This window comes from Saccharothrix sp. NBAS 001, from assembly GCF_056640475.1.
The window spans coordinates 2,898,289-2,924,461 of record NZ_CM153251.1 but is presented as its reverse complement, the minus strand read 5'-3'; the positions used below and the strand labels follow the sequence as shown (position 1 = coordinate 2,924,461).

26 protein-coding genes are annotated in these 26,173 nt (G+C 72.5%); 10 read left to right on the top strand and 16 right to left on the bottom strand.

Going from position 1 to position 26,173, the window contains the following annotated elements; translation table 11 throughout:
- Window positions 1-597, bottom strand: coding sequence for a phosphoribosylanthranilate isomerase (locus AC0HI0_RS12400; RefSeq protein ID WP_480932465.1), 597 nt, complete (start codon window positions 595-597; stop codon window positions 1-3).
- Between the two features lie 272 nt (window positions 598-869).
- Between AC0HI0_RS12400 and AC0HI0_RS12395 the strand changes: the two genes are divergently transcribed.
- The 3 genes from AC0HI0_RS12395 to AC0HI0_RS12385 all read left to right on the top strand — a co-directional run bounded on the left by AC0HI0_RS12395 (window position 870) and on the right by AC0HI0_RS12385 (window position 4,602).
- Window positions 870-3,323: a DUF7617 domain-containing protein gene (locus AC0HI0_RS12395; protein ID WP_480932464.1), complete on the top strand. Its 2,454-nt coding sequence runs from the start codon at window positions 870-872 to the stop codon at window positions 3,321-3,323.
- A gap of 183 nt (window positions 3,324-3,506) precedes the next feature.
- Complete coding sequence (locus AC0HI0_RS12390; protein ID WP_480932463.1) at window positions 3,507-4,076, top strand: GrpB family protein; 570 nt, start codon at window positions 3,507-3,509, stop codon at window positions 4,074-4,076.
- Between the two features lie 19 nt (window positions 4,077-4,095).
- Window positions 4,096-4,602 carry a hypothetical protein gene (locus AC0HI0_RS12385; protein WP_480932462.1) on the top strand — a complete coding sequence of 169 codons (507 nt, stop codon included), beginning with the start codon at window positions 4,096-4,098 and terminating at the stop codon, window positions 4,600-4,602.
- 34 nt (window positions 4,603-4,636) lie between these two features.
- Here the strand turns inward: AC0HI0_RS12385 and AC0HI0_RS12380 are convergent, their stop codons facing one another.
- The 14 genes from AC0HI0_RS12380 to ehuB form a co-directional block, all read right to left on the bottom strand.
- Window positions 4,637-5,221 carry a nitroreductase family protein gene (locus AC0HI0_RS12380; RefSeq protein ID WP_480932461.1) on the bottom strand — a complete coding sequence of 195 codons (585 nt, stop codon included), beginning with the start codon at window positions 5,219-5,221 and terminating at the stop codon, window positions 4,637-4,639.
- A gap of 435 nt (window positions 5,222-5,656) precedes the next feature.
- Window positions 5,657-6,598, bottom strand: coding sequence for an ABC transporter substrate-binding protein (locus AC0HI0_RS12375; protein WP_480932460.1), 942 nt, complete (start codon window positions 6,596-6,598; stop codon window positions 5,657-5,659).
- 68 nt (window positions 6,599-6,666) lie between these two features.
- On the bottom strand, window positions 6,667-7,425 hold the full coding sequence (locus tag AC0HI0_RS12370) for an IclR family transcriptional regulator (RefSeq protein WP_480932459.1): 759 nt from the start codon (window positions 7,423-7,425) through the stop codon (window positions 6,667-6,669).
- A 30-nt stretch (window positions 7,426-7,455) separates the two neighbouring features.
- Window positions 7,456-8,619 carry an LLM class flavin-dependent oxidoreductase gene (locus AC0HI0_RS12365; RefSeq protein ID WP_480932458.1) on the bottom strand — a complete coding sequence of 388 codons (1,164 nt, stop codon included), beginning with the start codon at window positions 8,617-8,619 and terminating at the stop codon, window positions 7,456-7,458.
- A gap of 1 nt (window position 8,620) precedes the next feature.
- On the bottom strand, window positions 8,621-9,529 hold the full coding sequence (locus AC0HI0_RS12360) for an LLM class flavin-dependent oxidoreductase (protein ID WP_480932457.1): 909 nt from the start codon (window positions 9,527-9,529) through the stop codon (window positions 8,621-8,623).
- Window positions 9,526-10,566: an ABC transporter substrate-binding protein gene (locus tag AC0HI0_RS12355; protein WP_480932456.1), complete on the bottom strand. Its 1,041-nt coding sequence runs from the start codon at window positions 10,564-10,566 to the stop codon at window positions 9,526-9,528. Before AC0HI0_RS12355 ends, AC0HI0_RS12360 begins: the two co-directional genes overlap by 4 nt.
- Window positions 10,547-11,284 (bottom strand): ABC transporter ATP-binding protein, encoded by a 738-nt coding sequence (locus tag AC0HI0_RS12350; RefSeq protein ID WP_480932455.1) that lies wholly within the window; start codon window positions 11,282-11,284, stop codon window positions 10,547-10,549. Before AC0HI0_RS12350 ends, AC0HI0_RS12355 begins: the two co-directional genes overlap by 20 nt.
- Window positions 11,281-12,126, bottom strand: a complete 846-nt coding sequence (locus AC0HI0_RS12345; protein ID WP_480932454.1) for an ABC transporter permease — start codon at window positions 12,124-12,126, stop codon at window positions 11,281-11,283. Before AC0HI0_RS12345 ends, AC0HI0_RS12350 begins: the two co-directional genes overlap by 4 nt.
- A complete protein-coding gene (locus AC0HI0_RS12340) occupies window positions 12,123-13,139 on the bottom strand; it encodes an NrtA/SsuA/CpmA family ABC transporter substrate-binding protein (protein WP_480932453.1) in 1,017 nt (338 codons plus the stop codon). The genes AC0HI0_RS12345 and AC0HI0_RS12340 overlap by 4 nt, the downstream gene beginning before the upstream one ends.
- A gap of 118 nt (window positions 13,140-13,257) precedes the next feature.
- A complete protein-coding gene (locus AC0HI0_RS12335) occupies window positions 13,258-13,335 on the bottom strand; it encodes a putative leader peptide (protein WP_360946510.1) in 78 nt (25 codons plus the stop codon).
- A 169-nt stretch (window positions 13,336-13,504) separates the two neighbouring features.
- Window positions 13,505-14,299 (bottom strand): ectoine/hydroxyectoine ABC transporter ATP-binding protein EhuA, encoded by a 795-nt coding sequence (gene ehuA, locus AC0HI0_RS12330; protein WP_480932452.1) that lies wholly within the window; start codon window positions 14,297-14,299, stop codon window positions 13,505-13,507.
- A complete protein-coding gene (ehuD, locus tag AC0HI0_RS12325) occupies window positions 14,296-14,955 on the bottom strand; it encodes an ectoine/hydroxyectoine ABC transporter permease subunit EhuD (RefSeq protein WP_480932451.1) in 660 nt (219 codons plus the stop codon). The genes ehuA and ehuD overlap by 4 nt, the downstream gene beginning before the upstream one ends.
- Window positions 14,952-15,626 carry an ectoine/hydroxyectoine ABC transporter permease subunit EhuC gene (ehuC, locus tag AC0HI0_RS12320; RefSeq protein WP_480932450.1) on the bottom strand — a complete coding sequence of 225 codons (675 nt, stop codon included), beginning with the start codon at window positions 15,624-15,626 and terminating at the stop codon, window positions 14,952-14,954. Before ehuC ends, ehuD begins: the two co-directional genes overlap by 4 nt.
- Window positions 15,626-16,522: an ectoine/hydroxyectoine ABC transporter substrate-binding protein EhuB gene (ehuB, locus tag AC0HI0_RS12315; protein ID WP_480932449.1), complete on the bottom strand. Its 897-nt coding sequence runs from the start codon at window positions 16,520-16,522 to the stop codon at window positions 15,626-15,628. Before ehuB ends, ehuC begins: the two co-directional genes overlap by 1 nt.
- Window positions 16,523-17,012: 490 nt before the next feature.
- Here ehuB and ectA point away from each other — a divergent pair, with 490 nt between their 5' ends.
- The 7 genes from ectA to AC0HI0_RS12280 all read left to right on the top strand — a co-directional run bounded on the left by ectA (window position 17,013) and on the right by AC0HI0_RS12280 (window position 24,585).
- Complete coding sequence (gene ectA / locus AC0HI0_RS12310; protein ID WP_480932448.1) at window positions 17,013-17,573, top strand: diaminobutyrate acetyltransferase; 561 nt, start codon at window positions 17,013-17,015, stop codon at window positions 17,571-17,573.
- On the top strand, window positions 17,570-18,832 hold the full coding sequence (ectB, locus tag AC0HI0_RS12305) for a diaminobutyrate--2-oxoglutarate transaminase (RefSeq protein ID WP_480932447.1): 1,263 nt from the start codon (window positions 17,570-17,572) through the stop codon (window positions 18,830-18,832). The genes ectA and ectB overlap by 4 nt, the downstream gene beginning before the upstream one ends.
- Window positions 18,829-19,242 carry an ectoine synthase gene (locus AC0HI0_RS12300; RefSeq protein WP_480932446.1) on the top strand — a complete coding sequence of 138 codons (414 nt, stop codon included), beginning with the start codon at window positions 18,829-18,831 and terminating at the stop codon, window positions 19,240-19,242. The genes ectB and AC0HI0_RS12300 overlap by 4 nt, the downstream gene beginning before the upstream one ends.
- Complete coding sequence (gene thpD, locus AC0HI0_RS12295) at window positions 19,239-20,126, top strand: ectoine hydroxylase (protein WP_480932445.1); 888 nt, start codon at window positions 19,239-19,241, stop codon at window positions 20,124-20,126. The genes AC0HI0_RS12300 and thpD overlap by 4 nt, the downstream gene beginning before the upstream one ends.
- Before the next feature lie 324 nt (window positions 20,127-20,450).
- Window positions 20,451-22,019: an aldehyde dehydrogenase family protein gene (locus AC0HI0_RS12290; protein WP_480932444.1), complete on the top strand. Its 1,569-nt coding sequence runs from the start codon at window positions 20,451-20,453 to the stop codon at window positions 22,017-22,019.
- Window positions 22,016-23,293, top strand: a complete 1,278-nt coding sequence (locus AC0HI0_RS12285; RefSeq protein ID WP_480932443.1) for an aminotransferase class III-fold pyridoxal phosphate-dependent enzyme — start codon at window positions 22,016-22,018, stop codon at window positions 23,291-23,293. The genes AC0HI0_RS12290 and AC0HI0_RS12285 overlap by 4 nt, the downstream gene beginning before the upstream one ends.
- Window positions 23,290-24,585, top strand: coding sequence for an aminotransferase family protein (locus AC0HI0_RS12280; protein ID WP_480932442.1), 1,296 nt, complete (start codon window positions 23,290-23,292; stop codon window positions 24,583-24,585). The genes AC0HI0_RS12285 and AC0HI0_RS12280 overlap by 4 nt, the downstream gene beginning before the upstream one ends.
- Window positions 24,586-24,603: 18 nt before the next feature.
- Here AC0HI0_RS12280 and aceB read toward each other — a convergent pair whose 3' ends face one another.
- Complete coding sequence (gene aceB, locus AC0HI0_RS12275; RefSeq protein WP_480932441.1) at window positions 24,604-26,172, bottom strand: malate synthase A; 1,569 nt, start codon at window positions 26,170-26,172, stop codon at window positions 24,604-24,606.
- Between the last annotated feature and the right edge of the window lies 1 nt (window position 26,173).

Here is a 26,173-nt window from a genome sequence, read left to right as displayed (position 1 = left end):
TCAGCCGCGGGCGGCGGCGACGAACTCGCGCATCAGGCCGTGGTCCTTCACACCCCGGCTCGACTCGATGCCGCTGGACACGTCGACCCCCCACGGCCGGGCCCGGGCCACCGCCTCGGCCACGTTCGTCACGTCGAGGCCGCCCGCGAGCAGCCACCGGCCCTCCGGCCGCGCGCCGTCCAGCGCCGCCAGGTCCCAGCGGTGGCCCGAGCCCGCCTCGGGGGAGTCCAGCAGCAGCAGGTCCTCCCCGAACGCGCCCACCCGCACGTCCGTGTCGGCGGTCAGCGTCACCGCCCGGACCAGTCGCGTGCCGGCCGCCGCCACCTCGTCGAAGGCCTCCTTCGGGTACTCGCCGTGCAACTGCACCGCGGCCACCCCCGCCTCCACTGCCACCCGGAGCACCTCGGCCGCCGGCACCCCGCGGAACACGCCCACCGTCAGCACGCCGGCCGGCACCTCGCGCACCAGCCGCCGCGCGGTCTCCGGGTCGATCCGGCGCGGGCTCGCGCTGAGCACGAAACCGACCGCGTCCGCCCCGGTCTCCGCCGCGACCTCGACGTCGGCGGTGGTGCGCAGCCCGCACAGCTTCACGTACATGCGCCGACCTTATCGCCGGGACACCGCCCGCCGGTTCGCGGTCCGGGTGACCGGACTGGTCCGAAACGTCGACGCTGTCCGCAATTGGCGTGCCGGTTGTCGTCCCACGGTAGAGAACGCGTGCCGCGACCCCGCGATTTCGGGTGTCGGGTTGCGCCGATGGGGCATCGCCGATCGGCACCGGAGTGAGTGCCGTTGTCCTGCCCCGCGCCACGTTCCTACGTTTCGACTGGGGAAGGCGGGTCCCGTCCGGTTCGGTGAGGAAACGAGGCATGACCATGCGAAGAGGCAGGTCGAGAGCGTTCCGGATAGTCCTGGTGCCCCTGCTGGCCGCGGCCGGCGTGGTGGTGCCGGCCGCCACACCCGCGAGCACCCAGCCGCTGGCCGCGTCCACCCTGGCGAAGTCCGCGCGGACCGCGTCCACCCCCGCCGCCCACGGCGCGACGGCGTCGTGGACGCTGTCCTACGGCAACAACTCGCCGGCCGTCGGCGCGGCGACGATCACCGACCCGATCGCGGCCGGGCAGACCTACGTCCCCGGCTCGCTGAAGGCCCCGCAGGGCTGGACCCCGCAGTGGTCCACGAACGGGACCACCTTCCAGGACGCCGAACCCGCCTCCGGAACGGTCTCCGTGCGCGCGACCAACCCGGTGGCCCGCCCGGACGGCACGGCTCTGGCCAGCGAACTCACCCCGCCCGTGCAGGCCGCCGCCACGGCGACCGGCGGCGACGGGTTCACCCCGCTGCTGCACCGCACGTCGACCGGCGCGTTGCAGGCGTGGAACATCTTCCACCACGCGGCGACCACGCAGGGCAAGGTGGTGTGCAGCGTGCTGTCCACCGGCTCGCTGTGCGGCGGCGGCCCGTGGCCCCGGACGTTGAACACCGCGGTCGGCCCGTTGCAGGGTGCCACCAGCGGTGACATCGCCAGCCCGCTGGAGCCGCAGTACGTGCGCGACCCCGGCAACTCCGCGCTGGTCTACTACGCGGCGGTCACCGAGGACTCGGTGGGCGTCGGCTGCCTGGACCTGGAGAACGCGGCGAACTGCGGCTACTGGCCGCTGCTCGCGACCGGCGGCTCCCCGGTGGCGGTGAACAACCTGGCCGGGCTGGTCGAGGTCGCCGGCAACCTGTACGGCGTCGCCACGTCCGGCGCGGTGACGTGCTGGACGGTGTCGTCCAAGACCGCGTGCCCCGGCCAGCCGTTCGCGCCGATCGTGCCGCCCAACGGCTCGAACCCCGGCCTGCCCGCCTCGCTCTACCTCGGCTCGATGACCGTGGTGTCCGGCAAGGTGTTCGCGTCCTCGTCGCCGCAGGCCGGACTCGCGCCGGCCCTGGGCTGCTTCGACCCGGCGACCGGCGGGGCGTGCGCCGGCTGGGCTTCTCCGCGCCCTGTCGGCCCGGCCGACAACTACACCTACAACGCCTACACCGCGTACAACACCTCCGGGGCGCCGGTCGGGGCGTGCGCCAGCACGACCGGCGGCACGAACGTGACCACCTGCTACACCACGGCGGGCGGCGCGCTGGCCTCCCCGTCGGCGGTCACCGGGCTGCCCGGCGGCGTGCTGGTGTTCAACCCCGAAGTGGTCAACGGCCTGGACGGCCACACCCGCAGCTACCTCGGGATCTGGGGCGGCCCGTACGCCGGCGCGACGATCTGCCACGACTGGACGACGGCGGCCGGCTGCGCGGGCTTCCCGAACCCGGCCACCCACCCGACCGTGAACGGCGGCGCGACCCGCGACTACGGCTACGCGTTCGACCCGACCACCCAGTGCCTGATCGGCCTGGGCGACGCGGGCGTACTGTTCTCGCTGGACCCGGCCTCCGGCGCGTCGCCGTGCGTGCGCAGCGGCGCGGCGGTCACCCTGACCCCGTCGTCGTACTACTGCGACGGCGGCACGAGCCACGTCACCGGGTACGTGTCGGCGAAGCTCCAGGGGATCACCCCGGCCAACGTCGACTTCGGCGCGTCGAGCGTGTCCGTGGTCGACCAGAACGGCACGACCGTGCCGACGCCCGGGTTCGCGCCGGACGGCTCGGTCGACCTGACCGGCGTCTCGGCCACCGCCCACACGTCGCTGACCGTGACCGCGCGGCTGGTCCTCACCAGCGGCGCGGACTTCGCCGGCGGGGCCAAGCCGAACCTGGTGGTGGACTTCGCGGGCGACCCGCCGCAGGTGTGCTTCCAGACCACCCTGTCCACCACGTGCACGGTGACCGACGTGACGAACACGGCCGGCGGCGTGGACGGCTCCGGGTCGTTCACCTCGAACACGGTGTCGGTGCCGATCGCGCCGGGAGCGGCGTGCCAGCCGGTGGTGCGGGTGAACAAGGAGATCTGCGCGTCGCACACCGCGTCGAACTGCGGACCCGGTGGAGCCGGACCCTGGGTGAAGCAGACACCCGTGGGCCTGCTCGGGGCGTTGTTCGGCACGGCCCGGTGGCGCATCACGATCACCAACGACGGCCCGGTGCCGATCGACAACGCGACCGTGTACGACCTGCAGGAGCCGTCCTGCGAGACGGCGGGCGGCACGTTCAGCCTGGCCCCCGGCCAGTCGAAGCAGGTGTACTGCTCGACCTACGCGGTGCTGACCCTGTTCCCGATCGACAACTACGCGAAGGCGCAGTACACCCCGAGGAACTCGCCGCCGGGCACCCAGCCCACCTACTCGCCGTACTCGTCGGCGAAGGCGTGCGCCTTGTTGTGCAACCTGTAGACCGGATTCCGATCCGCCGCTGGACGGCCGGCCCGCGACCCTGCATCGCGGGCCGGCCGCGGCGCGTCGACCTCGCGGGAACCGTTGGCGCGCCTGCGTGCCGTGGGCGACCGACCGGCCACAATGGTCGGAGCCGCGAAATTGCGGGGTGCGAGTAGGGCGGGACTGCCTACGATAGATCGGATGATCCCCGTGCGCGGCCGATACGACTACACGGTCGAACTCGTGCCATACGAAGACGGGGTCGTCGCGCAGTACGAACAGGACCGGGCGGTGGTGTCCGGGGTGCTCGGCCTGCTCGCGCGCGAGATCGAGCCGATCGGCAGCAGACTCGTGCCGGGCATCTGGGCCAAGCCGATCATGGACCTGTTGGTGCTCGTCGGCGACCGGGACGCGCCCCGCGCGGCGTCCCGCCTCGCCCGCCGGGGGTTCCACAAGATCCCGCTGGCCGAGCTGTCGCGCACCATGCTGCGCCGCTACCGGCTCGGCACCGGCGAACCCGACCTGCACGTCCACCTGGTCGGGCCGGGCGTGTGGGCGGCCAGCCCGGAACGGGCGTTCTACCGGCTGCTGCGCGAGCGTCCGGCGGCCGCCGCCGCGTACTCCTCGGTCAAACGCCTGGCGCTGGAACTCAGCGGCGGCGACCCGCAGCGCTACAGCGCGGTGAAGGGCCAGTTCATCGAGTGGTTGGCGACTACGGTGGACCACGGCGGCTCCGGCCACCGCCCACGACCCACCGGCCGGACCCTCTGACCGACCGCGGAGGTCGCCTGTGCTGAAGGTCGCCGGCTTCGCGCCGAGTACCGGCACGCCGAGCGTCGAGCTGGACGTCTACGTGCCGCTCACGCTCACCTGGCCCGGTTACCGCCGCCTGCTCGACACGCCGGCCTACTACCTGGTCAACGGCGGTGCGAAGGCCCACCTGGAGCTGAAGTTCGACCGGTCGTCCGGGGTGCTGGTGGAGCTGGTGGCGATCTCGGTGACCGCCGTGGACGAGCGCGCCGGGAACGCGCCCTTCCCGGTGGCCCGCCCCGAGGACGTCCTGCCGGTCTGCGACCTGGCGACGATGGGCCGCAGCCTGGCCCTGAGCGAGGACCTCGGCCTGGGCTTCACCGCCTACGCGGACGCGTTCGAGATCAGCATCGGGGCCGGCGACCCGGTGTCGCGCTGCGGCGGCCCGGTCGTGTTCGGCCTGGCCGCCGACGACACGCTGGCCTCGATCGGCTTCCGCTGGACCGGTGACCAGCGCCGCGAGATCCTGCGGGACCACGGCGGCTGACCGCAGTCGCCGCCGGGCCGTCGCCGCCGGGCGGTCACCACTGCCCGAAGCGCACGACCTCCTCGAACGGCCGGCGCACCCGGGTGCGCGGCGACGCGCCCTCGGAGATCGGCTCGTCGGCGTCGTGGCCGATCGCGACCACGCCGATCGGCTCGTGGTCGGCCGGCACGCCGAACTCCTCGCGGACCGCGTCGAAATCCGCTGCGGACAACCCGAAGTACACCGCGCCCAACCCCTCGTCCACCGCGGTCTGGAGGACGAGGAGCACGGCCATGCCGGTGTCGACGTACCAGAACGGCACCGGCCACCGCTGCTCGGAGCGGTCGGTCCACCCCTTGTCGTCCTCGGCGTAGCGGTCCAGGTAGGCGTTCTTCACCGCGAACGGGATCACGACCACCGGTGCCGCCTTGACCGACGGGTGCGTCCACAGCCGCACGCGGTCGTACAGACGCGCGCGCTCCTCCCCGCGCAGCACGAGGAACCCCTGGCCCTGAGAGTACCCGGCCGACGGCCCGCGCAACGCGTTGCGCATGATCCGCCGCACGGTCTCGTCGGACACCGGCTCGTCGGTGAACTTCCGCACCATCCGCCTGCGCCGCACCACGTCCTGGAACTCCACGCGTCCCCCGTCCCTCGCCGTGCCGCCAACCTAGCGGCGGCACGCCGGCGCGCGAACCCGGGTCACGTTCGGTGATTCACCCTTCACTCACTCTTCCACCAGGTAACGGCGGCGTGTGCGGCCCGCCCAGGTGCCCCGGCATCGGTTCTTGAAGGCGTACCCACGACGGAGGAGGACTCCCGTGAGCGGCAACCATGACGAACTCGTGCTCTACGCCGACAACCAGGGGGACGAGCCCCGATTCGTCCTGGAGAACAACTCCGACCAGGACTTCGTGCTCCCCGCCGGGCAGCGGCGGGACTTCCCTGCGCCGACCAGGGCCTTTTACCAAGGGGGCCCAGCGGTCGCCCGGACCCGAGCCCCGGCACGGCGTCCTGGCGGTGACGCGCCTCGGGTGCCGGCGTCGGCGAACGGCCGACGCCGGCACCCGACGGATCAGGCGCGCGCCGTGAGCGTGCCGGCGACGAGGTCGTTCACCCAGGGCAGCACCGCGCCCCGGACGTCCACCCGACGGGGGAGCAGGCCGTTGGCCGCGAGCAGGTCGGCCGCGCGCTGCTGCTCGGCCAGGAACTCCTCGTCCACCGGGTTCACCCCGAACGGGCGGTTGCGCAGCGCGCGCTCCCACGAATCGAGGTCGGCGTCCACGCCCCGCGCCGCCGCGTCGTCGACGAAGTACCGGGCGGCCTCCCGGGGGTTCTCGGTGATCCAGCGGTCGGACTCCTGCAACGACTCGACGATCGCCGCCAGCTCCTCCCGGTGGTTCTCGGCGAAGTCGCGGCGGGTGAACCACAGCGACGGGTGGCTGAACAGCCCCTCGGTGGCGATCAGCGTGCGCAGCCCGGTCCGCGCCTCGACCCGGTCCAGGTCGGGGTAGGAGCCGGTCCACGCGTCGATGCCGCCGTCGAGGAACAGCTGGGCCGCGTTCGCCCCGGTGTTCACCGGCTCGACGTCCGCCCAGGTCAGGCCCGCCTGGTCGAGCGCGAACAGGAGCAGCGTGGTCTGCCAGGACCCGTGTGCGATGCCGACCCGCCGCCCGCGCAGGTCGGCGATCTCCTTGATCGGCGAGTCGTCGCGCACCACGATCCGGCCGTTCTCCGTGCGCGGCCCGGACACCCCGAGGTAGACCACGTCGTGGCCGGCGCCCAGCGCGGTGATCGGCGGGGTGAACCCGGTGCCGATCACGTCGTAGCCGCCGTCGGCGAACAACTGGTCACTGTGGACGGTCGGCAGCCCGGAGCGCGGGTCGGGCTGGTCGCCCTGGGGCAGCGAGCGCAGGTCGACCCACGTCACGTCGGGCAGCCTGCGCTCCAGGATGCCGTTGTGCCGCAGCACGAACAGCGAGTTGTTGTGGGGGAAGAAGCCCACCCGAACGGTCATCACGGACCTCCATGCGAGTTCGATCGACACCCGGCGCACACGCGCGCCGGGTGGAGAGGGGAAGAGGGTCAGAGCGAGGGGAGCAGCAGCGCGGCGACCCGGGTCACCCGGGCCAGCGCCTGGTCGACGAACCAGGGCACCCGGTCGTCGGTGATCAGTTCGGGCGTGGCCCGCAGGGTGAGCGCGGCGTAGCTGAAGCCGTCGGCGTCGAGCACCGGCACCGAGACCGACCGGACGCCGACCTCGCTCTCCCCGTTGTTCAGCGCGTACCCGGCCGCGCGCACCCGGACCAGCTCCGCGCGCAGCTCGTCGCGGGTGCCGATGGTCCGGTCGGTCGGCCGGACCAGGTCGGGCAGCGCGTCGAGGTCGTCCTCGCCCGGCGGCGCCCACGCCAGCAGCACCTTGCCCATGGCGGTGGTGTGCAGCGGCGCGCGGACGCCGTCGGAGAACTCCGCGCCGACCAGGCCGCCGATCAGCACCAGCGCGTCGGGCCCGCTGCGCACCGAGATGCTGGCGGAGGCCTTGGTCACCCGGGCGAGCCGGTCGAGCACCGGTTCCAGCCGGTGCAGGCCGTGCTGGAAGTAGTGCAGCTGCCCCAGCTCGGCCACGGTGGTGCCGAGCCGGTACCGCGCGGTGTCCGGGTCGCGTTCCAGGAACCCGGCCGCGACCAGCGCGAGCACCAGCCGGTGCGCGGTGCTGATCGGCAGGGTCATGGCCTTGGCGATGTCCGTGACGCCCAGTTCCGGCCCGTGGTGGCGGAAGCACTGGAGCACGCCCAGCGCGCGTTGCACGGCCTGCGCCCCCGGCGGGGCGGCACTCGTCGCCATCACCGGGCTCCCGGCGCCCGGCCGTCGACGCTAGGCACTCAGCGTCACCGGCTCGGTCCGCCCGCGCTCGCCGAGCCTGCCCCGCAGCAGCGGCAGGACGCCCTCGGCGACCCGGTAGGCCTCCTCCAGGTGCGGCCCGCCGGCCAGGATGAACGAGTCGACGCCGAGGTCGAGCAGCCCGTCCAGCCGCTCGGCGACCTGCTCGTAGCTGCCGACCAGGCCGAACGCCGGACCCGGCCGCATCAGCGCCAGCCCGGCGAACACGTTGGGCTGCACCTCGAAATCGCGGAAGCCGGTGAACGACTCGGGCTGGAACGCGACCGCCCGGCGCACCCCGAACGAGTCGCCGCCGTCGCGGGAGAGCTGCGCCCGGACCGCTTCGGGCCGCACGTGCCGCCAGCCGCGTTCGATGTCCGCCCACGCCTCCTCGGCGGTCTCGCGGGCCAGGATGTCCACCCGGACCGCGAACTTGGGCGACGCGCTGCGCGCCCGCACGGCGTCGAACTTCGCCCGCAGCGCGTCGAACGGCTCCAGCCACGACAGGTAGTAGTCCGCGTGCCGCCCGGCCGCCTCGATCGCCGCCGGGGACGAACCGGAGAAGTAGACCTCCGGGAACGACAGCCCGGCCAGCGGACCGGGCAGCCCGCCGCCCTCGACCCGGTAGAACCGGCCGTCGAAGTCGAACGGACCGCCGTCCCACACGCCGCGCAGCACGTCCAGGAACTCCGAGGTGCGGGCGTAGCGGTCGTCGTGCGCGACCTTGTCGCCCCACCACAGCTGCGGCGGGCCGCCGCCCCCGGTGATGATGTTGTAGGTGAGCCGCCCGCCCGTGGCGCGGTGCAGGCTGGCACTCATCCGCGCGGCCTGCACCGGGTTGAGGAACCCGGGCTGGAACGCGACCATGAACTTGTAGGTCGTGGTCTCCCGGGCCAGCGCGGAGGCCACCGCCCACGGGTCGTCGGTGCCGGGGAACGAGGGCAGCAGCCCGCCGTGGAACCCCAGGCCCTCGGCCGCCCGCGCGGTCTGCACCAGGTAGTCGAGCAGGCCGTAGCCGTCCGGCTCGCCGTCGCGCAGGCCCGGCGTGATGCTGTCCGGTCCCGGCGGCGCCCAGTCGCCCCGGGACTGCCGGTGCGCGGTGCGCAGCGAACTCGGGTCGCCCGCCATCCCGATCCGCCACCAGATGTCGATCGTCATGTCAGGCCCTTCCTGCGAGCAGCGGACGCACGTGCTGCGCGATCCGCAGCACCTCTTCCAACCGGGGGTCGGCGGACAGGAAGAAGGTGTCGAAACCCCGTTCGCCGTACGCCAGGATCTGGTCCGCGACCTGCGTGTACGTGCCCCGCAGGCCCGGTGCGCCGGACAGCTCCGACTCGTCTTCGCGGGTGTGCACGCCCGCCTGCAGGGCCCGCCGGACCCGGCCGTCGAGCCGGGCCAGGTGCCGGTCGAGTTCGTCGTCCGGGGCGAGGTCGAACACGTGCACGTCGGCGTGCTCGGCGGACAGCGCGAACGCCTCGTCCGACGTGCCGGACAGGTACACGGTCGGGAACGGCAGACCGGCCAGCGGCCCGGTGAACCCGCCCTTGACGACCTCGTAGAACCGGCCGGCGTAGTCGACGTCCTGCCCGTGCCACACGGCCTTCGCGACGGTCAGGAACTCCGCCGCCCGCGCGTAGCGGTCGGCACCGGTGACGAAATCGCCCTGGCTGCGCTGGACGCGCTCGTCCAGGTCGACCTCCAGCCGCCAGCTCAACCGCCCGCCGAACGCCCGTTGCAGCGTCGCGGACAGCTTCGCCGCGTAGACCGGGGTCGCGATCCCCGCCGGGAACCCCGCCACCACCTCCAGGAACCGGCTGTCGCGGCCGAGCGACCCGGACACCACCAGCGACTCCTCGCCGAGCGGGTCGTAGGGGACGTGCACGCCGCCCAGCCCGCCGAGTTCGGCGGCGCGGGAGATCTGGTGCAGGTAGTCGAACGGCGTGAACGCCGGCCCGCCCGCCCGGCCGTCCCGGATGAACGGCGGCAGCGCGGGCGCGGGCTCCCAGCCTCGGGCGCGGGGCCCGTCACCCCGGGTCGGGATGGTCCAGAGGATCTTCGGCGCGGTCATCGGCCTTCCTCCAGCAGCGCCAGCGCCTCGGCCAGCGGCTCGTGCGCCGCCCACGCCCGGACGTCCACGTCCCGCGCCAGGAACCCGTGCGTGAGCAGGAAGTCCTTCTGGCGGGTGAGCAGGTCCAGCCGCTCCTGCGACAGGTCGGGGTGCAGCGACTTGTGGAACCCGTCCCGGTAGGCGGCGACCACGCCGTCCGCGCCGGACCGGGTCTCCCGGGCCAGGATCTCGCGCACCCGGTCGAGGTTGTCCGCCGCCCAGTCCGCCGCGCGCAGCGTCCGCACCAGGAACCGGGCCACCAGGTCCGGCCGCTCGGCCAGGATCCGCTCGTGCACGGTGATCGGCCGGGGCGTGCCGTTGTTCACCCGGAACCGCCGGTCGGGGAAGGAGTCCAGGTCGATCCCGATCACCAGCCCGTGCGCCGCGGCCTGCTCGGCGGCCTGCGCGCCCTTGATGTAGACGGCGTCCACGTCGCCGGCGGCCAGCGCCTCGATCCCGAACAGCGAGCCGCCGCCGCGGGCGCCGCGACCGACGTCGCCCTGCCCGGTCGGCACCTCGACGAACGTGACGTCCGCGGTCGTCAGCCCGACCGTGCCGAGCGTGCCCGCGAACCCGTGCAGCGCCATGGCGCGCGGGAAGCTGCGGGCCCGGTCGGCGGCGAACTCGGGCAGCGCGACCCGGCGGCCCGCGAGGTGCTCGGGCGAGGTGATGCCCGAGTCCGGCCGGACCACGATCACCTGCGACTCGTCGATCCAGGTCAACCCGATCAGCCGGGTCGGCGCGCCCTCGGACTTCGCGACCAGCGCGGGCACGTTGCCGCCCTCGCGGAACAGCCCGACCAGCCGGTGGTCGAAGTGTCGGGCGGCTATGTCCGGCGGGGCGTCCTGCAGCACCCCGACGTCCAGGCCGTCGGCCGCGAACTCCTCGGCCAGCCAGCCCAGGTTGTAGGCCAGGCCGCTGGCCGTGGGCACCGGGCAGCGGGTGTACCAGATCCGGTTGTGCTCGATCGTCTGCGCGTCAAGCGTCTGCGTGCTCATGAGTGCTCCTGGGAGAACGGTCGGGGGCGACCCCGAGCGCGGCGAGGTAGTCCTTGCGGTGGGCGATCACCGCGCGATCGTCGCGGTCGCGCGGCCGGGGCACGTCGATCCGCCGGTCGAGGGCGAAACCGCCGTCCCGCAACACGATCGCCCGGTCGGCGAGCAGCAGCGCCTCGTCCACGTCGTGGGTCACCAGCAGCACCGCCGGGCGGTGCCGGGCGCACAGCTCGGCGACGAGTTCCTGCATCTGCAAGCGGGTCAACGCGTCCAGCGCGGCGAACGGCTCGTCCAGCAGCAGCAGTTGCGGCTGCCGGACCAGCGCGCGGGCCAGCGCGACCCGTTGCGCCTCGCCGCCGGACAGCGTGGCGGGCCAGCTGCGCGCCTTGTCCGCGAGGCCGACCTCGGCCAGCGCGGCCAGGCCGGGTTCGCGGGCCGCCTTGCCGCGCTGGCCGATCGTGACGTTGGCCAGCACGCGGCGGGCCTGCACCAGGCGCGGCTCCTGGTAGACCACCGTGCGGACCCGGGGCACCAGCACGGTTCCCGCGTCGGCCCGCTGCAGACCGGACAGCAGCCGCAGCAGGGTGGTCTTGCCGGTGCCGCTGGGCCCGAGCAGCGCGACGAACTCGCCCGGCGCGATGTCCAGGTCGATCCCGTCCAGGACCCGCTTGGGGCCGAAGCTCTTGCGGATGCCGCGCAACCGCACCACGGCGTCGCTCATCCGCTCGCCGTCCCGTGCCGCCGCCACGGCATGGCGGTCCGCTCCACCAGCCTGATCACCAGGTCCACCCCGATCCCGATCAACGCGTAGATCACGATGCACAGCACCATGTAGTCGTTGCGGTAGTACTGCTGCGCCAGCGTGACCAGGTAGCCGATGCCCTCGGTCGCGCCGACCTGCTCGGCCGCGATCAGGCCGACCAGGCTGATGCCCAGGCAGATCCGCAGCGCCATCAGGATGTTCGGCAGCGCGCTGGGCACGATCACCCCGACCGCCAGCCGCCAGCCGCCGAGCCCGAACCCGCGCACCGCCTCGACCACCTTGCGGTCCACCGACCGCACACCCAGGTACGTGTAGGCGTACATGGGGGAGGCGGAGGACACCGCGATCAGCGCGACCTTGAACGCCTCGTCCACGCCGAACCACGAGATGAACAGCGGCACGAGCGCCAGGAACGGCACCACCCGGATGATCTGCACGGTCGCGTCGACCAGTTCCTCGCCGAGTCGGGTCAGGCCGCTGATCAGGCCGAGCACCAGCGCGACGCTCACCCCGATGCCGACGCCGAGCCCGGCCCGCTGGAACGACGCGAGCCCGTAGTCCCACAGCTGCCCGGTGCCGACGAGTTCCCAGAACGCCCGCACCACCTGGCCGGGCGAGGCCAGCACCTCGGTGGACACCAGGCCGTGCGTGGTCGAGTACCACCACGCCACCAGGATCAGCGCGGGAACGCTGACCCGCAGCGCCAGCGACAGCCACCGGTTGCGCGTCTTCGCACCGAGGAACTCCGGTGCCTCCAACCCGGACACGGCCGGGGCCGGGCGGACCGGTGCCACCGTCACTTGGCCGCGCCCCAGTCGTAGAACGCCTTCTTCGGGTCGGCGGGGCCGGGCAGCACCTTGTTCTCGGTGAACACCGTGGACACGCCGGTCAGCCGCGCTTCGTCGTCGGGCTTGGGCAGGCGCAGCACGTTGTCGTAGCGGCCGATGGCGATGTTGTTCTCCAGTTGCAGGCCGGTCGCCGCCGAGGGTCCCTGGTCGGCGAAGACGTTCTGGAACTTCTCCGGCTCCGCCCGCTCCTTCTCGTCCAGTTCGGACAGCACCTGGACCAGGGTCCGGACCACCTCGGGGTTCTTGGCGAGCAGGTCGGTGCGCGCGACGAACATGTTGAGGTCGTCCGAGGGCAGGTCACGGCCGCGGAACACCACCCGCGCGCCCTTGGCCACGGCCTGCGGGAACGCCCGCACGATGGCCACCCACGCGTCCACCTGACCGCTGCTGAACGCCGACGCGGCCTGGTCCTGCTGCAGGTAGACGCGCTGGACCTCGCCGGCGGGGATGCCCGCCTCCTTGAGCGCGAGCAGCAGCAGGTACTCGCCGCGCCCGGCCTTGTTCACCGCGACCCGCTTGCCGCGCAGGTCCTGGACGGTCTTGATCGGACTGTCCGGCGGCACGATCAGCCCGTCACCCGCGCCCGCGCGGGGATCGGTCACCACGTCCTTCACCGCGACGATCTTGATGTCGTCCGAGGTGGCGAGGTAGCCCAGCGCGGGGGAGAAGGCGCCTTCGGCGAAGTTCACCGCGCCGGAGTGGATCGCGTCGGTGGTCGCGGTGAACGACGCGTACGTGCCGCCCCACTCGACCTTCGCGTTGAGCTTGGCCAGCGGCGCCTCGAAGCTGTTGTTCTTCTTGGCGTAGGCGAGCGGGCCGTAGTTGCCGGGGTCGACCAGCTTGACCACGATCTGCCCGGAACCGGCGTCCGCCTGGCCGCCGCACGCGGCCAGCGCGGCCGTGAGGACCGCGGCGACGCCGAGAGCGGCTGTCCGGGAAGCTTTGGAGCGCGCGAAAAAACCCATGAGTGTGCCTGCCACTCCTAGTCAGGAGGAACTGCTGCGAGGGGAAAAGGGGTTGCCGGGGTGCCGCGGACCCGGAGGGCGGGCGCGGGCTGTCGGCGTCAGGGGGAGGAGGTGTCGCTCAGCGCGGCAGACACAGCGCGCTGGCGACCCGGAGCAGGTCGACGTGCTGACGCGTGGTCAGCCGGGGCAGCCTCATGACGGGAACGCTAGGTAGGCCGACGGCCGCCGGTCAACCGCGCCGGCGAGCTTCCCGCATCATGGAAATACCTCTGACCAGGCGATATTTCGTCCAACTAGGCTGCCGTCTTCCACATCGTGGCAAACCGGCGGTGCGCCCGCCCTCGCGTGGGCGCACCGCCGGGCGGTCAGCTCTCGTCGATCACCGACCGCAGGAACGCCTTGGTCCGGTCGTGCGCCGGCGCGTCGAACAGCTCGGCGGGCGGGGCGGCTTCGATGATCCGGCCCTCGTTGAACATCAGCACGCGGTCGGAGACGTCCCGGGCGAACTTCATCGCGTGCGTCACGCACAGCATGGTCACGTCGAACGTCCGCGCCACGTCCCGCAGCACGTCGAGCACCTCGGCGGCCAGCTCCGGGTCGAGGGCGGAGGTCACCTCGTCGAGCAGCAGCACGTCCGGGCGCATCGCGAGCGCGCGGGCGATCGCCACCCGCTGCTGCTGCCCGCCGGAGAGCTGGGAGGGGTGGAAGTCGAGCTTGTCGCCCAACCCCACCATGTCCAGCAGTTCGCGGGCCCGCTCGTCGGCCTCGTCCGGGGTCAGGCCGAGCACGTGCACCGGGGCCTCGGTGACGTTGCGCAGCACCCGCATGTTCGGGAACAGGTTGTACTGCTGGAAGACCATGGTGGTGTGTCGACGCATCCTGCGCAGGTGCGCCTCGCGCGCGGGCACCAGGTCGTCGCCGCGCCGTTCGTGGAACAGGGGAGTGCCGTCGACGGTGATGGTGCCGCTGTCCGGTGCGGTCAACGTCATCAGCATCCGCAGGATCGTCGTCTTGCCCGACCCGCTGGGCCCGATGAGCGTGACCCGTTCGCCGGCCCGGATCCCGAACGACAGGTCGTCCAGCACGACGTTCGCGCCGAACCTCTTGCTCACCCCGTCGAAGGTGATGTACTGCGTCCCGGTCCCGTGCGTCCCGCTCATGCCATTCCCCTTCGGTACTTGCGCTCCACCGCCCGCACCGGCCAGGCGATGAGCAGCGCCGTGGCGAGGTACAGCACACCCGCCACCGTGATCAGCTCCAGGTACTGGAAGTTCTGCGCTCCTGCGGACTTCACCACGCTGAGCACCTCCGCCACCGTGACGACGGTGAGCTGCGGGGTGTCCTTGAACATCGCGATCGCGTAGTTGCCCAGCGCCGGCACGACCCTCGGCACCGCCTGCGGCAGCACCACCCGGGTCCAGGTCCGGCCGCGCGGCAGGCTCAGCGCCTTCGCGGCCTCCCACTGCCCGGCGGGCACTCCGTCGATCCCGGCCCGGTACACCTCGGAGGTGTAGGTCGCGTAGTGCACGCCCAGTCCGATCGCGCCGGTCGTCAGCGGCGACAGTTCGACACCGACCGTGGGCAGCACGAAGAACAGGAAGAACAACTGCACCAGCAACGGTGTGGAGCGGATGAACTCCACCACGAACGCCACCGGCAGCCGCACCCACGCCCGCCCGCTGCGCCGCAGCAGCGCGAACCCCAGGCCCAGCACCACGGCGAGGAGGTAGCCGAGCACGGTGGCCCACAGCGCGACCACCAGACCGTCCAGCAGTGCCGGCACCGCGTCCCACGCGGCTTGCCAGTCGAACGTCACTTCGCTCCCTCCCGGACCGGCGCGACCCGGCGGCCCAGCGACGCCGCCGCCCGCCGTTCGACCAGCTTCACCAAACCGGTGAGCACCAGCGCGATCACCCCGTACCCGACCAGCAGGCCGGCGAACACGGTGGCCGTGTCACCCGTGGCGGCGCGCACGATCTGGCCCTGGAACGCGAGGTCTTGCAGGAACACCAACGAAACCAGCGCGGTCGCCTTGAGCAGTTCGATCAGCAGGTTGCCCATCGGCGGCACCATCGCCACCAGCGCCTGGGGCAGCACGACGAGCCGCATCCGCTGCCACGGCGTGAAGTTCAGCGCCATCGCCGCTTCGAGCTGCGCGGCGGGGACCGACAAGACCGCCCCGCGCACCACTTCCGCGCCGTACGCGCCGATGTTGAGCGACAACGCCAGCACACCCGCGAACAGCGGCTCCAGTTGCCAACCGAGGCTGGGCAGAGCGAACACCAGCCAGAACAGCACGACCAGCGCGGGCAGACCTCGGAAGCCCTCGGTGTAGGCGAACGCGATGCCGCGCACGACGCGCTGGGGCGAGAGCCGGGCGAGCCCGGCGGCGAACGCGAACACCAGGCCCAGCGCCGCGCCGAACACGGTCAGCTCCAAGGTGACCAGCAGACCGTCGAGCAGGAGTTTCCACAGCCCGGAGGACATCACACGCCTCCCCGGCAGAGCCGTGCCGCCGTCAGGTCCGTCATCTCCGACTCGGTGAACCCGAAGGGGCGCACGATCTCCAGCAGCTCGCCGGACCTCTTGAGCGCGGCGAGTTCGGTGTTGAACGCGTCGCACAACCGGCGCTGGTCGGGCCGGAACCCGAAGCCGCCCGCGCCGTACTGCTCGACGCCGTCGAGCACCGGCACGAACGGTTCGGTGAGCTTGAGCGGCGCGGCGGGCCGGGTGGACAGGGCGTGCCGCAACGAGATCGCGGTCAGCAGCAGGCCGTCCGCGCGCCCGGCCAGCACGCCGTCGACGGCGCCCGCCTGGCTGGAGAACACCACCGAGCGGTCCGCCGGGACGCCGTAGCCCTTCGCGATGTCGGCCTCGACGCTGCCCAGCAGCAGCCCGAGCTTGAGGGTGCCGTCGCGGGCGAAGTCCTCCAGCGAGCGGATCCGGCCGGCGTCGGCCTCGCGCACCAGGACCGCCTCGGGCGCGTTGTAGTCGGGGTCGGAGAACAGGATCTGCTCGCAGCGCGCGGGCGTGATGAACATGCCGGCGGCGATCACGTCGAACAGCCCGGCGCGCAGGCCCGGGATCAACGCGCCGAAGTCGGACAGCGCGGGCACGAACCGTTCCACCCCGAGTCTGCGGAACACCGCCTTGGCGACCTCCGGCGCTTCGCCGGTCAGCTCGCCGTCGCGGTCGACGTACCCGTACGGGGCCTCGTTCGCGAAGCCCACCCGGACCTCGCCGGTGGCGCGTAGGCGGTCCAGGAGGTTGCCGCCGTCCTGCTCGGACGACAGGTCGACGGCGCTGCACCCGGTGGTGAGCGCCGCGCCGAGCCCGCCGGCGGCGAGCAGGAACCGCCGGCGGGACAGTGGAGATGCAGACACGGAGCGGGTTTCCCACCTTCGACGACAGGACGGCCCGCCGCGGCGTCGCGCAGCGGACCCGGCGACCCTAGGACGGCTTTTCCGGCCCCGTCAACACGAAGGCGATTCAAAATCGTTGCCGGTTCGAGGTTTAGACTTGGCGAAGTTGTTGCTGCACAAGGGAGTGGTGCGGTGTGCGCTCGGCCTAAATCCACAATGGACTGTCGGGAATCGCCCTTTCGGGGTGTTGTGAGACCTGTTACACCGAAGTTCTCGATCATGTCCGCTAGCACATCGGCCGTGCCGGCGTTCGCCCTGACGGTGGCGTTACCGAACTGTTGTCTGTGCAGCTCAAGCGATGTTTGCGTGGTGTCGGACGGGTGGATTCCGGCTGCCATAGCATCGGTTTTCGGTCGACCGAACGGGTTTGTGGTCGGCCTCACGGGCACCGCACCTCCCGCACCCCGCGAAGGTGGTTGCGCCGCAGGTCGTCCTGTTACGTTCCATCAGCATGTCCGTACAGCGCACGAGACAAGACGATGCCGGTGTCGCCACGCTTCCCGGTGTCCACATTGACCGCCCGACCATCCACCAAGGTGCCGCCCTGTGGCGGATCGCGGCCGAGACCCGTGTGCTGGACGTGAATTCGTCCTACGCCTATCTGTTGTGGGCACGGGACTTCGCCGACACGTCCGCCGTCGCCGTCGTGGGCGACGAGGTCGCCGGTTTCGTCACCGGCTACACCCGCCCCGACCGCCCGGACACGCTGTTCGTCTGGCAGGTCGCCGTGGCCGAGGAGCACCGGGGGCGCGGCCTGGCCCGCCGGATGCTGGACGACCTGCTCGACCGCACCCGACCGCGGGGCGTCCAGTTCCTGGAGACCACCGTGACGACGGCCAACGGCCCGTCCATCGCCCTGTTCACCGCCGTCGCGCGCGAGCACGGCGTCCGCCACAAACGCAGCCCGATGTTCCCCGCCTACTCGTTCCCCGACCCGCACGAAGCCGAGGAGCTGCACCGCCTCGGCCCGTGGCCCGCGGCACCGCCGACCGTCGCCGGAGGAGATCTGTGACCATCTTCGACACGCTCGAATCGGAAGTGCGCAGCTACTGCCGGACCTGGCCGGTCGTGTTCGACCGGGCCACCGGCAGCACGCTGCGCGACGAGGACGGCCGGGAGTACCTCGACTTCTTCGCCGGTGCCGGGGCGCTCAACTACGGGCACAACAACCCGGTCCTGAAGCAGGCGCTGCTGGACTACCTCGCGGACGACCGGGTCGTCCACTCGCTCGACATGCACACCGCCGCCAAACGGGACTTCCTCGAAGCGTTCGACGAACTGGTGCTGCGCCCGCGCGGCCTGCGCTACAAGGTCCAGTTCCCCGGGCCGACCGGCGCGAACTCCGTCGAGGCGGCGCTGAAGCTGGCGCGCAAGGTGACCGGCCGCGAGTCGGTCGTCAACTTCACCAACGCCTTCCACGGCATGACTCTCGGCGCGCTGTCGGTAAGCGGCGACTCGATGAAGCGCGGCGGCGCGGGCATCCCGCTGGTGCACGCCACGCCGATGCCCTACGACAACTACTTCGCGGGCCAGTACCCGGACTTCCTGTACTTCGAACGCCTCCTGCGCGACGCGGGCAGCGGGCTCAACGCACCCGCCGCCGTCATCGTGGAGACCGTGCAGGGCGAGGGCGGCATCAACGCCGCCCGCTTCGAGTGGCTGTCGGGCCTGGCGGAACTGTGCCGGCGGCACGAGATCGTGCTGATCGTGGACGACGTGCAGATGGGCTGCGGGCGCACCGGACCGTTCTTCAGCTTCGAACCGGCGGGCATCACACCGGACATCGTGTGCCTGTCGAAGTCCATCGGCGGGTACGGCCTGCCCATGGCGCTCACCCTGGTCCGTCCGGAGCTGGACGTGTGGGAGCCCGGCGAGCACAACGGGACGTTCCGGGGCAACAACGCCGCGTTCGTCACCGCCACGGCAGCGCTGCGCGCGTACTGGGCGGACGACCGGTTGGAGAAGGGCGTCCTGGCCAAGGGCGAGCAGATCGGACGTGCGCTCGACGACCTGGCGGAGACCGTGCCCGGCACCCGGTCGCGCGGCCGGGGTCTGGCCCGAGGGCTCGCGTTCGAGCAGGCCGAACTCGCCGGGGAGGTCGCGGCGGCGGCGTTCCGCCGGGGGCTGCTGGTCGAGACGTCCGGTCCGGAGAGCCAGGTGGCCAAGCTGATGCCGCCGCTGACCGTGACCGAGGACGACCTGGCGCGCGGGCTCGGGCTGTTCGCCGACTCCGTCCGCGAGTGCGCGCCGGCCGGGGAGGTGCGGCCGTGATCGTCCGCTCCCTGCACGACCTCGACGGCACCGACCGCGACGTGGTCACCCCGAACTGGCGCAGCAGGCGGATCGTCCTGGGCGGTGACCGGGTCGGCTTCTCGCTGCACGAGACGGTGCTGAAAGCGGGCACCGTCAACGACTTCTGGTACGCCAACCACGTCGAGGCGGTGCTGTGCGTGGAGGGCGAGGGCGAGCTGGTGGACAAGGAGACCGGCCAGGTGCACGCCCTGCGGCCGGGCTCGATGTACCTGCTGGACGGGCACGAGCGGCACCAGGTCCGGCCGGTCACCGACATCCGCGCCGTGTGCGTGTTCAACCCGCCGGTCACCGGCCGGGAGGTGCACGACGAGCACGGCGTCTACCCGTTGATCGAGGCGGCAGAACCGGAGCAGGAGGCGCGCGCATGACGACCACGACGGTCCAGGACTACTACCCGACCCGCACGGCGCGCCCCGCCGACCCGATCCGGCGGGCCGAGCCCGTGGTCCGGGGCGGCACCGGCCCGATCGACGGGTCGACCCTGAAGTCCTACGACGACAAGGGCTTCCTCACCGTCGAGGGGCTGCTGAGCCCGGCCGAGGTGGCGGGGTTGCGCGCCGAACTCGCCCGGTTGCGCGCGGACGCGGCGGTCCGCGCCGACGAGCGGACGGTGGTGGAGAAGCACTCCGACGAGGTCCGGTCGATCTTCGATGTGCACCGGACCAGCGAGCCGATCGCCCGCCTGGCGGCCGATCCCCGGCTGCTCGACCGGGCCCGGCAGATCCTCGGCTCGGAGGTGTACGTGCACCAGAGCCGGGTGAACTTCATGCCCGGCTTCACCGGGCGCGGCTTCTACTGGCACTCGGACTTCGAGACGTGGCACGCCGAGGACGGGATGCCGGGGATGCGCGCGCTGAGCGCGTCGATCGCCCTCACCGACAACTTCCCGTTCAACGGCGGGCTCATGCTGATGCCCGGCGCGCACCGGACGTTCGTCCCCTGCGTCGGGGAGACGCCCGACGGGCACTACCGGAACTCGTTGCGGGAGCAGGAGATCGGCGTGCCGAGCCGGGAGAGCCTGGCCGCGCTGGCCGACGCGCACGGCATCGAGCAGTTCACCGGACCGGCCGGGTCGGCGCTGATGTTCGACTCGAACTCCATGCACGGCTCGGGCAGCAACATCACGCCGTTCGCCCGGTCGAACATCTTCCTGGTGTTCAACAGCGTGGACAACGCCTTGGTGGAGCCGTTCGGCGCGCCCCGGCCGCGCCCGGACTTCATCGCGTCGCGGGACTTCACCCCGCTGGGCTGAGCGCTCCGGCACGGCGGAGGGGCGGTGCGCGCGTGGCACCGCCCCTCCGCCGCGTGCGGTGTGAACCGCGATCCGGAGGGTTGCGCGCGGCCGATCACGTCAGGTAGACAAATCACCAGGACAGCGGCGTGCCGGACGCGCGCTGCTGTCGAGTCCGCGAACGCAGTCCACAACCACGGAGTCGACCGATGGGGCCCTTCAGCGAACGGCGTCTGCTCATGCCGCGTGCGCTGGGCGGCTGGACTTCTCTCTGACGTCACGTCCCCGTTTCACCGCCCGCCGCCCGGTGGGCGTCCTTCACCATGCCCTGAAGGGGAAACAGCGATGACGTCGCGATTCCGCGTGACCTATGCGACCCTGAGCGCCGACAACGAAGACCTGCACACCGCCTACGAACAGGGCCTGCGGGTCGCGAAGACCTGGCTCGGCACGACGATCCCGGTGGACGTCGGCGGCACGGCCCGGACCACCGGCCCGCTGTTCGCGGTGACCAGCCCGAGCGACACCGCGACCCTGCTGTGCTCGGCGCACTCCGCCGTCGAGTCCGATGTGGACGACGCGGTGCGCGCGGCCCGGCGGGCCGCGAAACCGTGGGCGGCCACGCCGTGGCGGGACCGGGCGGCGGTGCTGCGCGCCGCCGCCGACCTGATCAGCGAGCGGGCCCACGAACTGGCCGCGCTGATGAGCCTGGAAGTGGGCAAGAACCGGTTGGAGGCGCTGGGCGACGTCGAGGAGTCCGCCGACCTGATCCGGTACTACTGCGGCCGGTTCGAGGAGCACGACGGGTTCGAGCTGGACATGGCGCGGCTGTCCGAGCGCGAGCACACCCGCAGCGTGCTGCGGCCGTACGGGGTGTGGGGTGTGATCAGCCCGTTCAACTTCCCGATGGCGCTGGCCGCCGGCCCGGCGGGCGGCGCGCTGGTCGCGGGCAACACCGTCGTGCTCAAGCCCAGCCCGCAAGGCACCTTCACCGCCGCGAAGCTGGTCGAGTGCCTGCGCGCGGCCGGTGTCCCCGCCGACGCGCTGCACCTGCTGCCCGGCGGCGACGAGGTGGGCCGCGCGCTGGTCGCGCACCCCGGCGTGGACGGCCTCACGTTCACCGGTTCCCACCAGGCCGGCATGGAGGTCCAGCGCACGTTCGCCGGCCGGTACCCGAAACCGGTGGTCTGCGAGATGGGCGGCAAGAACCCGGCGATCGTCACCCGCAGCGCCGACCTCGACCTGGCCGCCACCGGCATCGCGCGCTCCGCGTTCGGCTTCTCCGGCCAGAAGTGCTCGGCGTGCTCCCGCGTCTACGCCGACCGGTCGGTGTACGAGCCGTTGCTGGAGAAGCTCGCCGCCCGTGCGGACGAACTCGTCGTCGGCGACCCGACCCGGCGCGAGGTGTTCCTCGGCCCGGTGGTCGACGCGGACGCGGTCGCCCGGTTCCGGGACGCCGTCGAGCACGCCCGCGCCCACGGCCGCGTGGTGGCGGGCGGTGACGTGCCCAGGCCCGGGGAAGTCCGGGCGCACGGCCACTTCGTCACCCCCACCGTGGTCACCGGACTCCCACCGGACGACCGGCTGTTCCGCGAGGAGCTGTTCGTGCCGCTGGTCGCCGTCGTCCCGGTCGACTCGTTGGACGAAGCCCTCGACCTGGCCAACGACACCGTTTTCGGGCTCACCGCCGGGTTCTTCTCCGCCGACGACACCGAGGTCGACCGGTTCCTGGCGGAGATCGAGGCGGGCGTGGTCTACGTCAACCGCGCGGCCGGTGCGACGACGGGCGCGTGGCCGGGCGTGCAGCCGTTCGGTGGCTGGAAGGGCTCCGGCACCTCGGGCAAGGCCGGTGGCGGCGTGCACTACGTCCAGCAGTTCCTGCGCGAGCAGTCCCGCACGGTGGTGGCCCGATGACCGCCGTGCCGGACGTGCGCACCGAACTGCCCGGCCCGCTGGCGCGGGAGGTGCTGGCCCGCGACCTCGCGGTGACCAGCCGGTCGCTGCCCCGGGCCTACCCGCTGGTCCCGGCGCGCGGCCGGGGCTGCGTGATCGAGGACGTCGACGGCAACCTGTTCCTGGACTTCAACGCCGGTATCGCGGTCAACTCGACCGGCCACGCCCACCCCAGGGTGGTCGACGCGATCCGCCGGCAGAGCGGGGAGCTGCTGCACTACTCCGCGAGCGACTTCTACCTGCCGATCTACTCGCGGATGTGCGAGGCGCTGGCGGAGACGGCGCCGATCGACGGCCCGGTGCGGGTGTTCCTGTCCAATTCCGGCGCGGAGGCGGTCGAGGGCGCGCTCAAGCTCGTCCGCCACGCCACCGGCCGGCCGTACGTGATCGGCTTCGTCGGCGCGTTCCACGGCCGCAGCTACGGCGCCCTCACGCTCACCGCGTCGAAAGCCAAGTACCACAAGGGTTTCGGGCCGCTGCTGCCCGGCGTGCTGCACGCGCCCTACGGCTCCGACGAGACGTTCGAGCACATCGAGAACGTGCTGTTCCGCCACCAGGTGCCGGCCGACGAGGTGGCGGCCGTGTTCGTGGAACCGGTGCAGGGGGAGGGCGGGTACGTCGTGCCGCCGCCCGGGTGGCTGGCCCGGCTGCGCGAGCTGTGCGACCGGCACGGGATCCTGCTGGTCGCCGACGAGGTGCAGTCCGGTGTGGGCCGCACCGGCGAGTTCTGGGCGGTCGAGCACACCGGCGTCCGCCCGGACGTGCTGATCAGCGCGAAGGGCCTGGCTTCCGGGCTGCCGCTGGGCGCGTTCCTGGCCCGCGCCGAACTGATGGAGCGGTGGGGTGCGGGCGCGCACGGCTCGACCTACGGCGGCAGCCCGGTGCCGTGCGCGGCGGGCCTGGCGACGTTGGAGACCATCCGCGAGGAGGGCCTGGTGGCCAACGCGACCAGGATCGGCGGGCAACTCCTCACCGGCCTCGGGAAGCTCCAGGCGCGGCACCCCGGCCTGATCCGCGAGGTGCGCGGGCTCGGCCTCATGATCGGCATCGAGTTCGACACGGCGGAACACGCGGAAGCCGTGCAGCGCAACGCTTTCGAACGCGGCCTGCTGGTGCTGGAGTGCGGCTGGAGCAGCATCCGGATGTCGCCGCCGCTGGTGGTGACCGAGCAGGAGGCGGACACCGCGCTGCGGTTGTTCGCCGAGGCCGTGGACGCGGTCGCGGTCGCGGGGTGAGCGCGCACGTCTTCGGCCGGGGCCGTGGGCTGCCGGTCGCGGCGCACGGCGAGGGAGCGGTGGTCTTCGACCGCGAGGGCCGCCGCTACCTCGACGGGTCCGGCGGCGCGGTCGTCACGTCGGTCGGGCACGGTGTGGCGGAGGTCGTGGCCGCGATCTCCCGTCAGGCAGCCGAGATCGCCTACGTGCACGGGACCGCGTTCCGCACCGACGCGCTCGACGCGTACGCCGACGCGCTGGCACCGCTGCTGCCGGTCGACGACCCCCGGATCTACCCGGTCTCCGGCGGCAGCGAGGCCGTGGAGACGGTGTTGAAGATGGCCCGTGCCTATCACCTGGCACGGGGTGCGGATCGCCACGTCGTGATCGGCCGCAACGGCGCTTACCACGGCAACAGCCGGGGCGCGCTCGACGTGTCGGGACGCGCCGGGCTGCGCGCGCCGTACCTGCCGTGGCTCGGCCCGGCGCGGCACACCACCGCGCCGTACGAGTACCGGTGCGCCGCGCCGGACCACCCGCGCGGCTGCGGCCGGTGGCACGCCGCCGAACTGGACCGGCTGATCACCGACGACGTGGCCGCGTTCATCGCCGAACCTGTGGCGGGCGCGGCGCTCGGCGCGTGCGTGCCCGACGACGAGTACTGGCCCGCCGTCGCCGAGGTGTGCCGCCGCCGGGGCGTGCTGCTGATCGCGGACGAGGTGATGACCGGGTTCGGCCGCACCGGCGCGTGGTTCGCCTGCGGGCACTGGGACTTGCGTCCCGACCTGCTCGTCGCGGCCAAGGGCGCGGCGTCGGGCTACTGGCCGCTGGGCCTGGCCGTGTGCTCGGGCGAGGTCCACGAGACGTTGCTGGAAGGCGGTTTCACGCACGGCTTCACCTACTCGCACCACCCGGTCGGCGCTGCGGCCGGTTCGGCGGTGCTGAAGGTGCTGACCGAGCGCGACCTCGTCGCACGGGCGGCCGAACGCGGCGCGGAGCTGGACGCCGCGCTGCGCCACCACCTCGGTGGGCACCCGGCGGTCGGCGACATCCGCGGGCTCGGCCTGCTGCGGGCGGTGGAACTGGTCGCGGACCGGGAAACCCGCAAACCCTTTGCCCACGAGGAAAAGGTGGCCGAACGCGTGGTCGCCGCCGCGAAGGAGCACGGCCTGCTGCTCTACCACTCGACGGGCTGCGCCGACGGCCGCGACGGCGACCTGCTGCTGTTCGGCCCGCCCCTGGTGATCGACGGCGGCCAGGTCGAGGAGCTGGCCGCCCGCTGCGCCGCCGCCCTCCGCCGGGTCCTGGGCTGATCCGGCGGAGGGCGGTGCTCACGGCGTGGCGCGCTCGGTCAGGTGCCCGGCGTACGCCTTGGTGGTGAAGAACCTCGGCAGTTCCTCGGCCAGGGCGTTCGCGGTGAACAGCTCGCGCACGGCAGCACGCCGTTCCGGCCGGACGTCCAGCAGTTCCTTGTCCAGCATGGCGACCACGGTCTCCTCGGTGACCATCCCGCCCTCGGCCAGCGGCGTGATGTGGTGCAGCCACTGCCAGATCTGGCACCGCGCGATCTCGGCGGTGGCCGCGTCCTCCATCAGCCCGTCGATGGCCGCCGCGCCGGTCCCGTCCAGCCACGCGGCGAAGTACCGGGCCGCCACCGAGACGTTGGCCCGCAGCCCGGGTTCGGTGACCCGGCCCGGCGTGCGGTCCACGGCGAGCAGGTCGCGCGCGGTGACCGCCACGTCCGGCCGCAGCCGGTCGAGCTGGTCGGGCCGGCGGAACGCCCCGGCGCACACCGCGACCAGGCCGGGGTGGGCGACCCACGACCCGTCGAAACCGTCGCCCGCCTCGCGTTCCTTGTCCTCGCGGACCTTCGCGAGCACCGCCGCGTTCGCCTCGGCGTCCCGGCTCGGGATGAACGCCGCCATCCCGCCGATGGCGTGCGCGCCGCGGCGGTGGCACGTGCTCACCAGCAGTTCGGTGTAGGCGCGCATGAACGGCACGGTCATCGTCACCAGTGACCGGTCGGGCAGGATGAAGTCCGGCCGGTCGCCGAAGTTCTTGATGACGCTGAAGATGTAGTCCCAGCGGCCCGCGTTGAGCCCCGAGCTGTGCTCCCGCAGCTCGTAGAGGATCTCCTCCATCTCGAACGCGGCCGTGATGGTCTCGATCAACGCGGTGGCGCGGATCGTGCCGCGCGGGATGCCCAACGCCTCCTGCGCGAACACGAAGACGTCGTTCCACAGCCGGGCTTCGAGGTGGCCCTCCAGCTTCGGCAGGTAGAAGTACGGGCCCGCGCCCCGGTCGAGCTGCTCGCGCGCGCAGTGGAACAGGTACAGGCCGAAGTCGAACAGGCTCGCCGACACCGGGCGGCCCGCCACGACCACGTGCTTCTCCACCAGGTGCCAGCCGCGCGGCCGGACCACGATGGTCGCGGTCTGCTCGGCCAGGGCGTAGCGCTTGCCGCCCTCGGCGGTGAAGTCGATCCGCCGCCGCACCGCGTCCAGCAGGTTGAGCTGGCCGGTCACGACGTTGTGCCAGGTGGGGGAGGTGGCGTCCTCGAAGTCGGCCATCCACACCCGCGCGCCGGAGTTCAACGCGTTGACCGCCATCTTCCGGTCCGGCGGGCCGGTGATCTCCACCCGCCGGTCGGCCAGGCCCGGCGCGGGCGGCGCGACCTGCCAGTCACCGTCGCGGATTTCCCTGGTGTGCGGGAGGAAGTCGGGGGTGGCGCCGCCGGCGAACCACTCCCGGCGTTCCCGGCGGGCGGCGAGCAGGTCGGCCCGGCGGCCGGCGAACCGGTCGTCCAGCCGGACCACGAACTCGATCGCCTCCGGGGTGAGGATCTCGTCGAACCGCTCGCCCCGGGGCCCGGTGACCTCGGTCCTGCTGTGCGCGTGCACG

Coding starts and splice junctions, on each gene's coding strand:
- AC0HI0_RS12350 (WP_480932455.1), bottom strand. CDS start 11,284: ATGAGCGACGCCGTGGTGCGGTTGCGCGGCATCCGCAAGAGCTTCGGC.
- ehuC (WP_480932450.1), bottom strand. CDS start 15,626: ATGTCCTCCGGGCTGTGGAAACTCCTGCTCGACGGTCTGCTGGTCACC.
- AC0HI0_RS12365 (WP_480932458.1), bottom strand. CDS start 8,619: ATGACGATCGACATCTGGTGGCGGATCGGGATGGCGGGCGACCCGAGT.
- AC0HI0_RS12390 (WP_480932463.1), top strand. CDS start 3,507: ATGATCCCCGTGCGCGGCCGATACGACTACACGGTCGAACTCGTGCCA.
- AC0HI0_RS12370 (WP_480932459.1), bottom strand. CDS start 7,425: ATGGCGACGAGTGCCGCCCCGCCGGGGGCGCAGGCCGTGCAACGCGCG.
- AC0HI0_RS12335 (WP_360946510.1), bottom strand. CDS start 13,335: ATGAGGCTGCCCCGGCTGACCACGCGTCAGCACGTCGACCTGCTCCGG.
- thpD (WP_480932445.1), top strand. CDS start 19,239: ATGACGACCACGACGGTCCAGGACTACTACCCGACCCGCACGGCGCGC.
- AC0HI0_RS12340 (WP_480932453.1), bottom strand. CDS start 13,139: ATGGGTTTTTTCGCGCGCTCCAAAGCTTCCCGGACAGCCGCTCTCGGC.
- AC0HI0_RS12375 (WP_480932460.1), bottom strand. CDS start 6,598: ATGACCGTTCGGGTGGGCTTCTTCCCCCACAACAACTCGCTGTTCGTG.
- AC0HI0_RS12395 (WP_480932464.1), top strand. CDS start 870: ATGACCATGCGAAGAGGCAGGTCGAGAGCGTTCCGGATAGTCCTGGTG.
- AC0HI0_RS12355 (WP_480932456.1), bottom strand. CDS start 10,566: ATGAGCACGCAGACGCTTGACGCGCAGACGATCGAGCACAACCGGATC.
- AC0HI0_RS12290 (WP_480932444.1), top strand. CDS start 20,451: ATGACGTCGCGATTCCGCGTGACCTATGCGACCCTGAGCGCCGACAAC.
- AC0HI0_RS12285 (WP_480932443.1), top strand. CDS start 22,016: ATGACCGCCGTGCCGGACGTGCGCACCGAACTGCCCGGCCCGCTGGCG.
- AC0HI0_RS12400 (WP_480932465.1), bottom strand. CDS start 597: ATGTACGTGAAGCTGTGCGGGCTGCGCACCACCGCCGACGTCGAGGTC.
- ectA (WP_480932448.1), top strand. CDS start 17,013: ATGTCCGTACAGCGCACGAGACAAGACGATGCCGGTGTCGCCACGCTT.
- AC0HI0_RS12360 (WP_480932457.1), bottom strand. CDS start 9,529: ATGACCGCGCCGAAGATCCTCTGGACCATCCCGACCCGGGGTGACGGG.
- ehuA (WP_480932452.1), bottom strand. CDS start 14,299: ATGAGCGGGACGCACGGGACCGGGACGCAGTACATCACCTTCGACGGG.